This is a genomic window from Sphingobacterium bovisgrunnientis (assembly GCF_009829085.1).
Lineage (GTDB): Bacteria > Bacteroidota > Bacteroidia > Sphingobacteriales > Sphingobacteriaceae > Sphingobacterium > Sphingobacterium bovisgrunnientis.
This window is the reverse complement of sequence record NZ_WUQY01000023.1, coordinates 56803-67570: the sequence shown is the minus strand read 5'-3', so window position 1 is coordinate 67570 and position 10768 is coordinate 56803. Positions and strand designations below refer to the sequence as shown.

Annotated in this window: 8 protein-coding genes; 5 read left to right on the top strand and 3 right to left on the bottom strand. The window is 36.7% G+C overall.

Features of this window, described 5'->3' with window-relative positions; translation table 11 throughout:
* Positions 1-106 precede the first annotated feature (106 nt).
* Positions 107-640 (top strand): L,D-transpeptidase family protein, encoded by a 534-nt coding sequence (locus GOQ16_RS11780; protein WP_204987469.1) that lies wholly within the window; start codon positions 107-109, stop codon positions 638-640.
* 9 nt (positions 641-649) lie between these two features.
* Here the strand turns inward: GOQ16_RS11780 and dinB are convergent, their stop codons facing one another.
* The gene (gene dinB / locus GOQ16_RS11775) at positions 650-1819 is read right to left on the bottom strand and encodes a DNA polymerase IV (protein ID WP_160069459.1); all 1170 of its coding nucleotides are present in this window, start codon (positions 1817-1819) and stop codon (positions 650-652) included.
* A gap of 192 nt (positions 1820-2011) precedes the next feature.
* Between dinB and GOQ16_RS11770 the strand changes: the two genes are divergently transcribed.
* The gene (locus tag GOQ16_RS11770) at positions 2012-4075 is read left to right on the top strand and encodes a heavy metal translocating P-type ATPase (RefSeq protein ID WP_160069458.1); all 2064 of its coding nucleotides are present in this window, start codon (positions 2012-2014) and stop codon (positions 4073-4075) included.
* 57 nt (positions 4076-4132) lie between these two features.
* Here the strand turns inward: GOQ16_RS11770 and GOQ16_RS11765 are convergent, their stop codons facing one another.
* Complete coding sequence (locus GOQ16_RS11765; RefSeq protein ID WP_240141028.1) at positions 4133-4765, bottom strand: sterol desaturase family protein; 633 nt, start codon at positions 4763-4765, stop codon at positions 4133-4135.
* Positions 4766-5017: 252 nt separating this feature from the next.
* Here GOQ16_RS11765 and GOQ16_RS11760 point away from each other — a divergent pair, with 252 nt between their 5' ends.
* On the top strand, positions 5018-7678 hold the full coding sequence (locus tag GOQ16_RS11760; protein WP_160069457.1) for a DNA gyrase/topoisomerase IV subunit A: 2661 nt from the start codon (positions 5018-5020) through the stop codon (positions 7676-7678).
* 41 nt (positions 7679-7719) lie between these two features.
* Here the strand turns inward: GOQ16_RS11760 and msrA are convergent, their stop codons facing one another.
* Positions 7720-8235, bottom strand: a complete 516-nt coding sequence (gene msrA / locus GOQ16_RS11755) for a peptide-methionine (S)-S-oxide reductase MsrA (protein ID WP_160069456.1) — start codon at positions 8233-8235, stop codon at positions 7720-7722.
* Between the two features lie 119 nt (positions 8236-8354).
* Between msrA and GOQ16_RS11750 the strand changes: the two genes are divergently transcribed.
* Together GOQ16_RS11750 and GOQ16_RS11745 are read left to right on the top strand one after the other, a co-directional pair.
* The gene (locus GOQ16_RS11750) at positions 8355-9569 is read left to right on the top strand and encodes a C40 family peptidase (protein ID WP_240141027.1); all 1215 of its coding nucleotides are present in this window, start codon (positions 8355-8357) and stop codon (positions 9567-9569) included.
* A gap of 13 nt (positions 9570-9582) precedes the next feature.
* Positions 9583-10635: a dipeptide epimerase gene (locus tag GOQ16_RS11745; protein ID WP_160069455.1), complete on the top strand. Its 1053-nt coding sequence runs from the start codon at positions 9583-9585 to the stop codon at positions 10633-10635.
* Positions 10636-10768 lie beyond the last annotated feature (133 nt).

Sequence of the window (10768 nt, the reverse complement as noted above, 5' to 3'; positions counted from 1 at the left end):
AATACATCAACAAAAATATATTCAACAGGAATATCAACAATTTAAAAATTAGCATTATTTAAAATGCACAACGGGTTTAAATATTCTTTTTGTTGCTTACAAAGATTTGGACAAGCTAGATTTATTTGCAAAATCTACCAGCCAAGAAAATTACAAACTTATTCAACATTATGAAATTTGTGCACGCTCGGGAAAATTAGGACCAAAAAAAGCCGAAGGCGACAAGCAAGTTCCAGAAGGGTTTTATAGCATCAATCGTTTTAACCCCAAAAGTAAATTCTACCTATCATTAGGTTTAGATTATCCAAATGCATATGACTTAGCGCATCATTATACAGGTTCCGATATTTTTATTCATGGCAAATGCGAAACTGTAGGTTGTCTCCCAATGACGGATGATCTCATGAAAGAAATTTACCTTTATGCCCTTTGGGCAAAAGATGCTGGACAACAACAAATTCCAGTCTATATTTTCCCATTCGAAATGACTGAAGAGAATATACTCACCTACAAATCACAAGTAGATGAGGAAACCTATGCTTTTTGGCAAAATATCCAAAAAGGATATTTTTTATTTCAAGAATCTAAAAAGGAAGTTTACTTTAAAGTTGTAGATAACAAATATCAGTTTACTTATTAAAACTGGTAATTACTTATTAGGCTTAGGAACTGAAATAGCGCGCTTTACCACTTCTTCGCCAAAGCGATTACGCATTGCATCCATTGCTTGGTACAACCGAACAGCTTCTTCGGTATCTTCAAAAAGATTAATCTGTTGCGAACCATACACCAAATGACTAAAACGTATGCCAATCAATCGCACCAACATCCGCTTTTCGTATAATTTAGCAAAAAGCTCTTTGGCTTTTCGAATCAATACCGCATCCGAAGCCGTATATGAAATCACCATTTGCTTGCTCACCGTATCAAAATTAGAATACCGCAACTTCACCGTAATACAGCCTGTCAATTTCCCACTTTGACGCAATTGAAAAGCCAACTTCTCGGTCATGCGGATAATCTCACTGTTCAAAAATTTTAAATCTATCGTATCTTGTTGAAATGTTTCTTCCGTACCAATACTTTTTTGTTCGGAGTACGGCACAATAGGTGTAGGATCAATACCATTAGCTTTTCGAGATAAATCTATCCCATTCTTTCCCAACAAATTTTGCATCATCGGCACGGGGATTTCACTCAACACCTTGATCGTCCGTACCCCCATTTGTTGCAGCAGTGCGGAAGTCTTCTGCCCTATCCCGGGCATTCGTTCGATATGCAAAGGAGCCAAATAGGATTTCTCTAAGCCATGCGCTATTTCCTTTCGACCATCAGGTTTGGCATCGTCTGTAGCTACTTTACTTACCAGTTTATTGGAAGCAAGCGCATAACTAATCGGCAAACCAGACTCTTTGCGAATGCGCTCTTTGAGTTCAATCATAAACTGGCTACAGCCAAAAAATCTATCTACTCCTGTCAAATCCACATAAAACTCATCAATACTCGCCTTCTCCATCACAGGGACGGTGTCCGACACCACATCCGTCACCAAGCGCGAATAATAACTATAACTATCCGAATCACCTCGCACCACTATCGCATGCGGACAAAGACGTAAAGCCAATTTCATCGGCATAGCACTGTGTACTCCAAATTTTCGAGTTTCGTAACTACATGCTGCGACCACACCGCGATCACTCAAACCTCCTACAATAAGCGGCTTACCCACAAATTCACGGTTCTTTAATCGCTCAACACTCACGAAAAAAGTATCCAAATCCAAATGTGCTACAAAACGCTTTGTATCTTGCCAATTCATTTTTTACTCTAAACTTAGGTTTCAAAATTACTAAAAATATTAGCAAACAATACTAACTAAATTGTAAAATATTAAAATGACTTAATTATTAAGTTTTGCCTTGATACACACAATATTCAGAAAAGATTAGCTATATTTAAATCTATCAACGCCAAACCTAAAAGTCACATTTAATGTGAAAAATATTACAATATGGCACATGAACACACATATAATGAATTAGGCGAACAACTCTGCTGCACGCAAACTGCCAAAATATATAAGAATGCGAATTCGGAAGATTTGTTAAAGAAATCACCCCAAGAGCATACTCACAGTCATACACATGACGAGCATGATGGTCACGACCACAGTCACATAAGTGAAAGTTTATTTAAACTCTTTTTACCATCTCTACTTTCATTTTTTCTTTTACTATCAGCAATAGCTTTTGACAATTGGTTACCCCAAGATTGGTTTTCTGGCACAATACGATTTATATGGTATTTATTAGCTTATGCCATAGTGGGATTTCCAGTTATCAAAGATGCTTTTGTGAGCATCAGGAAAGGCGACTTTTTTTCAGAATTTCTGCTCATGACAATCGCTACTGTAGGTGCATTCGCTATTAAAGAATATCCCGAAGCAGTAGCTGTAATGTTATTCTATTCTGTAGGTGAAGTATTTCAAACGATGGCTGTTTCACGTGCAAAAAAGAATATACAATCACTTTTGGATCAACGTCCCGATGAAGTGACTGTATTAGAAAATGGAATTCCTAAAACTATTCTTGCGACCAAGGCAGCTATTGATGCTATAATACAACTAAAACCTGGAGAAAAGCTAGGTTTAGATGGAGAACTTATATCAGATTCAGCTACTTTTAATACTTCTGCCTTGACAGGAGAAAGTAAACCTGACAGTAAAACAAAAGGTGAAATCATTCTTGCAGGAATGATAAACCTCAATACAGTAGCTCAAGTACGCGTAACTACAGCATACGAAGACAGTAAGTTGAGCAAAATATTGGAGTTGGTGCAAAATGCAACAGCACAAAAATCACCTACAGAACTTTTTATTCGCAAGTTTGCCAAAGTATATACGCCCATAGTGGTAGTATTAGCAATTTTGATTTGCTTGGTTCCAGCTCTGTTCGTGAGCAATTATGTATTCAACGAATGGCTGTATCGTGCATTAGTATTTTTGGTAATTTCGTGTCCTTGTGCTTTAGTGATTTCGATTCCACTCGGCTATTTTGGAGGCATTGGCGCTGCCAGCAAAAATGGTATACTTTTCAAAGGTTCCAATTATCTTGATGCTATAGCAAATATTCAACACATTGTGATGGATAAGACCGGAACGATGACCGAAGGCGTCTTTAAAGTACAAGAAATAAACTTTGATCCGAAAATTGATCAAAATTATATGCTAAAATTGGTCAATGCTGTAGAAAGCCATAGTACACATCCCATTGCTACAGCAATTCATGAATATGTAGGCGAAGTGGATAATACCATCAAGATTCAAGAAACAACAGAAATTCCCGGGCATGGTCTTCGCTCTTTGATTGAGGGCAAAGAAATTTTAGTTGGAAATTTTAAGCTTTTGGATAAATACAATGTAAGTTACGATACAAATCCTACACAGATAATATATACGACATTGGCTATTGCTTATGACCATAGATATATTGGCTACATCACAATTGGGGATCAAATCAAAGAAGATGCAGCATATACAATCCAACAGTTGGCAAAGTTAAATGTCCACAGCACCATGTTGAGTGGAGATAAAAGCTCCGTAGTAGCACATGTCGCAGAAAAATTAGGTATCAAACAGTATTATGGTGATTTGCTTCCTGAAGACAAAGTCAATAAAGTAAAAGAAATTAAATCTAGAAATCAAGCTGTAGCATTTGTCGGGGATGGTGTAAATGACGCGCCAGTAGTCGCATTAAGCGATGTAGGAATAGCGATGGGTGGTTTGGGATCGGACGCTACTATTGAAACAGCCGATGTGGTGATTCAAGATGACAAGCCTTCAAAACTTCCTTTAGCAATTGAAATAGGCAAGAAAACCAAACGTGTAGTCTGGCAGAATATTACATTAGCTTTTGTTGTAAAAGCAGCTGTTTTGATTTTGGGAGCAGGCGGATTAGCGACCATGTGGGAGGCGGTATTTGCCGATGTGGGAGTTTCTTTACTTGCAATATTGAATGCTATAAGAATTCAAAAATCAAACTTCAAAACTTATGAAGACAACAAAATTCCTTCATAATAAATTTTCTTAGAATCACACACATGGGTAAAAAATAAGAGCAATATCAAATTGCTCTTATTTCGCTTCTTTTTTTGAAAATCCAGACCCAAATATTTTATCCCACAAGGCAGAACTTACCCCAAATCCCTTTTCAGGATACGCATAATGGTGCAACATGTGATGATCTTTAATCTTTTTGAAAAATCCTGACTTGAAATTAGCATGATGCATCGCATAGTGGCATTCGTCATAAATCAAATAACCAAACAGAAATCCAGCAAAAAATGCAGACAACGTAAATTCAGCAAAGAATACATAAAATATCAAATAGATAATAGTCGCCATAGGGATACTTGCCGATAAAGGCATTACCAAACGCAAACGATCCTTTGGAAAATCATGGTGTACGCCATGAAATATAAAGTGAATACGCTTACCCCACTCACTTTTAGGATGAAAATGAAAAACCCACCTGTGCAAAACATATTCAGCAAATGTCCAGAATGCTAATCCAAATAAAAAATATCCAAACACCGCTGAACCACTCATCTCTCCGACAACATAAGCTTTACGAATAAAATAAATAATAACGGGTATCCAAAAAATTAACGGAACTGAATAATGTACTTTTGTCAATGACTCCAAAAAGTCATTTTTAAACATTCGCGTACTTTCGGTAGAATTTGAAACGTAATTTCTCTTTGCCATACAGAATAAACATTTAATAATAAATAACTCATTACTAAAAGGTATTCACCTCTCAATATTACAGCGACAAAATTAAGTTCTACTCTTGAACCAAAGTGCATAATCCCTGTCATAATTTTGTACTTTTTGACTAATAAAGAATATTAGTCAGATTTTATATATTTTTAATTATGGCACGCATTAAAGAGAAATTCGTAATTTTACCAAATTCAAAAACTTGAATCCGTATAACAATCAAATAAGACAATATAGATGATTGACGAAACGATTAACCCAGAAGATAACAGTCAAGATCATAATTCATCGCCTGAAAACGAACAAGCAAGTAATACTATCCCACTTTCGGGACTGTATGAAAATTGGTTTTTGGATTATGCTTCCTATGTAATTTTGGATCGTGCTGTACCGCATATTAATGATGGTTTTAAACCTGTACAACGTAGAATTCTGCATTCTTTCAAAGAGAAAGATGACGGAAGATTCAATAAGATAGCCAATGTCGTAGGTCACACCATGCAGTATCATCCACACGGAGATGCCTCTATTGGTGATGCCATCGTACAATTGGGTCAAAAGGATTTATTACTCGATTGCCAAGGTAACTGGGGTGACCCAGAGACAGGAGATTCGGCGGCAGCTCCCCGTTATATCGAGGGAAGATTGTCCAAATTTGCTAACGATGTTGTGTTCAATCCAGACACCACAGAATGGCAATTGAGCTATGACGGCCGTAACAAAGAACCTATTACTTTACCTGTAAAATTTCCTTTGCTATTGGCTCAAGGAGCAGAAGGTATTGCTGTAGGTTTGGCAACGAAGATTATGCCACACAATTTCATTGAGCTAATCGACGGTTCTATTCAAGTATTGAAAGGTGAACGACCAAATTTATATCCTGATTTTCCGACAGGAGGATTTGCGGATGTGTCGAATTACAATGAAGGTCAGCGTGGAGGAAAGATTCGCGTACGCGCAAAAATTGAAGAACGCGACAAAAAAACCTTAGCCATTACCGAAATTCCTTTTGGAACAACTACTGGAAGTTTGATTGAAAGTATTGTATCAGCAAACGATAAAGGAAAAATTAAGATCAAGAAGATTGAAGACAATACCGCCAAAGATGTAGAAATCATGATTCATCTTGCGCCAGGTATTTCACCAGATATGACCATTGATGCCTTATACGCATTTACATCTTGTGAATCTTCTATTTCGCCCAATACCTGTGTGATCAAGGATGACAAGCCTCATTTTATGAGTGTCAATGATATCTTGACAGAAAACACCTTACAGACGAGAGATCTTTTAAAGCGAGAATTAGAAATTCGTCTTAACGAACTTCAAGAAAAAATATTTTTCAATTCCCTACTGAAAATTTTCATCCAAGAAGGGATGTACAAACATCCAGACTATGAAAATGCGGGCGACTTTGATACTGTTGTTCAAGTTTTAAATACATTATTTACTCCTTTCTTCGATCAATTCTACCGAGAAATCCAACCTGAAGATTACAAAAAGCTAATTGACAAACCGATGAGTAGCATCACGCGATTTGATGTGAAGAAATCGGATGAACAAATGAAGACGTTGAATGATGAAATCAAGGAAGTAAAGAAAAACTTGAAGCATTTAACGGAATATGCTATTGATTGGTTCGAATACCTGCGTAATAAATATGCAAAAGGTCGCGAACGCAAAACCGAACTTCGTGTATTTGACAAAGTAGAAGCTGCACAAGTAGCTCTTGCGAATGCTAAACTATACGTAAATCGTGCGGAAGGATTCATCGGGACGGGCATGAAAAAAGACGAATTCGTCACAGATTGTTCGGATATTGACGACATCATCGTATTCCGTGAAGACGGAAAATACAGTGTAGTCAAAGTTCAAGACAAAGTTTTTGTCGGCAAAGACATTATTCACGTCGCTGTTTTCAAAAAAGGTGACGAACGTACTATTTATAACGCTATTTATCGTGACGGTACGCAGGGTAATACGTATGTCAAACGTTTCGCGGTAACGGCAGTTACACGTGAAAAAGAATACGACGTAACCAAAGAAACCAAAGGTTCGAAACTATTGTATTTCACAGCGAATCCAAATGGGGAAGCAGAAGTTGTGACTGTCCAATTAAAGCCGCATACGAAATTGCGTAAGGTTACTTTCGATTTAGATTTTGCGGAGATAGCAATCAAAGGAAAAGGTTCGATGGGTAATTTAGTTTCTAAATATCCAGTCAAAAATATCACGTTTAAAAGTGCAGGTGTTTCTACATTGGCAGGTCGCAAAATTTGGTATGATGACGTATTAAAACGTCTGAATGCGGACGAAAGAGGCAAATTTTTGGGTGAATTTGACGGTGACGACAAAATTCTAATGGTATTCAAGGACGGGACTTACGAACTTTCGAATTTCGATTTGAGCAATCATTTTGATGAGAAAATGATTCGTATTGAAAAATATTATCCAGAACATGTTTATACTGCGATTCATCAAGATGGAAAATCAGGTGCATACTATGTAAAACGTTTTGTCTTTGATGATATACAAATCGGAAAACGTGTGTCGTTGATTAACGAAGAACCAGGTTCTAAATTGATTCTATTGACGAATAATTTAAATCCAGTCGTAAAAATCAAACAATTGAAAGGTAAATCGCAAGTGGAAGAAATTATCGATCAACCGTTGAATGAATTGATAGACATCAAAAAGATAAAAGCTCAAGGAAATCGTTTATCATTCCACAATGTACAATCTGTAAAAGCACTTACAGAAGATATTGACTTTACTAATCCACCGAAACAGGAAAAAGAAGAACAATCAACAGAAAGTTCTGATAATCCCATCTCCTTGGAAATAACCAATCCAGACGACATCCAAATAAGCGATGACGGACAAATCGGATTGTTCTAATAACAAACGGCTAGAAAAATTTCTAGCCGTTTGTTGTTTATTTACTTCTGAAAAGTTTTAAGGTATTTTGTGAGCTTAGGCGCAATCACCGCCGAACAAAATGGGTTTTCAGGATTACGATTAAAGTAATTTACATGGTAATCTTCTGCTGGCCAGACAGTCACAGCTTCTTCTACTGCCGTAACAATTGGATCATCATAAACTTTTGCCTCTGCTAAACCTTTAATAAAATTCTCCGTTTGCTCTTTCTGTGCTGTATTATGATAAAATACCACCGAACGATATTGCGTACCCACATCCTCTCCTTGTCTATTCAAGGTTGTAGGATCATGTGTCTTAAAAAAAATTGCAAGCAAATCCTCAAATGAAACTTTTGTTTCATCAAAATCCAAATGAACAACTTCAACATGACCTGTAGCTCCCGAACAAACTTGTTCATAGGTCGGATTTTCTCTCTTACCTCCCATATAACCCGGTAATACTGAATTAATTCCTTCTGTATTTAGAAATATGATTTCGGTACACCAAAAACATCCACCACCAAATGTCGCTTTCATATATTTTTTACGTTATTTCTTATTTATAAAACAAAAAACGCAAAAACATTTAACAAAACACAATATTTATTGCCATTTTATGCATTTTTTTATGTTAATTTAGGCGTTACAATTATTTAATGATGAAAAACACACTTACATACTTTTGCTTACCATTTGCCTTTTACTTGGGAAGCATACAGTTAGCTAATGCGCAAAATGACTCTACTATTTACAAATCCATTCTTCAAACCATAGAGTCTAACAAACCAAAGTTTGCACCGGATAAGAGAACTAAACTGCTAGAGTTAATAAATGTTGACATCAAAAATAATAAGTACACTATACAGACGACGGAGAAAGAGGTGTTACCTATTCTAAAGCAAGAATTAAAACAATTTTCACCTTCTATAAAATATCAATTACTTCCTGATACGTCAGTTCAGGATAAAAAACAAGGTATCATACAGCTTTCCGTAGCCAATTTGCGTAGCAAACCAGGACATAGTGAAGAGTTAGCTACACAAGTATTATTAGGCACAAAACTTGACCTTTTGCAGAAGACTAGAAGCGATTATCGTGTACGCACTCCAGAAGGTTACATAGCTTGGGTGCCGACATCATCGGTGACAGCTATGGATTCGATGACCTTTGTTGATTGGCAAAAATCCCCAAAATTGATCTACACAAATGAATTTGGTAAATCTTATTCAAAGCCAGACCAAAAAAGTATTCGTGTATCGGATTTAGTTTATGGTAATATCCTTACGTTAACAAAAGAAAACAAAAATTTCTACGAGGTAAAATATCCCGATGGAAGAATAGCGTTTATTCCAAAAGACGAGGCTATAACTTTCGATAATTGGTTGAAAACTCGTGACCTTACTGCCGAAAACATCATCAACAGCGCTAAAAGCATGATGGGACTACCGTATTTATGGGGAGGTACATCTGTAAAAGGTGTAGATTGTAGTGGATTCACAAAAACATCCTTTTATATGAATGGCTATGTGATCCCACGCGACGCATCTCAACAAGTCTTAGCGGGCGACGAAGTTCAAATTGTGGATAAAGACGGGAAATTTAGCGAAGAGTTAGCATTGAAAAACTTAAAACCTGCAGATTTATTATTTTTTGCTGGTGGAAAAACTTCGAGAATCACGCATGTTGCTTTATATATTGGCAATGGCGAATTTATCCATTCCGCTGGAACTGTTCGTATCAATTCCATGCTAAAGAATGCGCATAACTACGATGATTTTCAAACACGCACATTAGTTTCGGCAAAAAGATATATCGGTTCACAAGATCCCCAAATAAAAAGTATAAAAGAACACACGGCTTACACGAATTAACCTAAATCTAGCAATGAACACAATGAATTTCGAATCTATCCGAATGGGTAAATTTACATTAAGATTCAGACCATATACACTAGAGATGCGTCATGTTTTCACCGTCGCATCATTTAGCCGCACCACTACTCCGGTTGTATTGACAGAGTTGGAATACGATGGCATTATTGGTTATGGTGAAGCAAGCATGCCTCCCTATTTGGGTGAATCCCAAGAGAGCGTAACACAATTTTTAAGAAAAATTGATTTAACGCCATTCTCCTCTCCATTTGAAACTACCGAAATCCTGTCCTATGTCGATCAAATAGCAGAAAAGAACACCGCAGCAAAAGCTTCTGTGGATATTGCATTGCATGATTTATTAGGAAAAATCATGAATCAGCCGTTTTACAAAATTTGGGGATTAAACCCTAATCTGATTCCTCCTACTTCGTATACTATTGGTATTGATACCGAAGAGATGATTCGTAAAAAAGTAGCTGAAGCTGATCAATTCAAAATCTTGAAAGTAAAATTAGGATTGGACACGGACAAAATGATCATCGATACGATTCGTTCGGTGACTGATGTTCCTTTATGTGCGGATGTGAATCAAGGTTGGAAGAATAAAGAACAAGCCTTAGAAATGGCGCATTGGCTACAGGAAAAAAATGTTGTTTTCTTGGAACAGCCTATGCCGAAAGAAATGATCGATGAAAATGCGTGGTTAACCGAACACTCGCCAATTCCAACTATTGCAGACGAAGGGTGCCAACGTTTAATCGATGTTCCGAAGTTACAGGGCGTTTATACTGGTATCAACATCAAATTGATGAAATGTACAGGTATGCGTGAAGCAAAGCAGATGGCGGAATTAGCTCGTTCATTAGATATGAAAGTAATGTTGGGCTGTATGACAGAAACTTCATGTGCAATATCAGCAGCAGCACAACTAGGGCCATTAGTCGATTGGGCAGACTTAGATGGAGCCTTATTAATTGGAAATGACATCTTTGATGGCATGACCGTAGAAAATGGAAAATGCATACTTCCTGATCGTCCAGGAATTGGAATTTTGAAGAATTAAAATACAAGTGATACCAAGCTAACCAAAGCTTGGTATTTTAATTTAATCCACTGACTTTATTAATGATTCTTTGAATTATTAATAATTAAAACATATATTCTGCAAAACAATAGATTTTATGATTATAAATCAA

What these genes read in the sequence shown, in the direction of transcription:
- dinB (WP_160069459.1), bottom strand. Translation starts at nt 1,819, where the DNA reads ATGAATTGGCAAGATACAAAGCGTTTTGTAGCACATTTGGATTTGGAT.
- GOQ16_RS11770 (WP_160069458.1), top strand. Translation starts at nt 2,012, where the DNA reads ATGGCACATGAACACACATATAATGAATTAGGCGAACAACTCTGCTGC.
- GOQ16_RS11765 (WP_240141028.1), bottom strand. Translation starts at nt 4,765, where the DNA reads ATGGCAAAGAGAAATTACGTTTCAAATTCTACCGAAAGTACGCGAATG.
- GOQ16_RS11760 (WP_160069457.1), top strand. Translation starts at nt 5,018, where the DNA reads ATGATTGACGAAACGATTAACCCAGAAGATAACAGTCAAGATCATAAT.
- msrA (WP_160069456.1), bottom strand. Translation starts at nt 8,235, where the DNA reads ATGAAAGCGACATTTGGTGGTGGATGTTTTTGGTGTACCGAAATCATA.
- GOQ16_RS11750 (WP_240141027.1), top strand. Translation starts at nt 8,355, where the DNA reads ATGATGAAAAACACACTTACATACTTTTGCTTACCATTTGCCTTTTAC.
- GOQ16_RS11745 (WP_160069455.1), top strand. Translation starts at nt 9,583, where the DNA reads ATGAACACAATGAATTTCGAATCTATCCGAATGGGTAAATTTACATTA.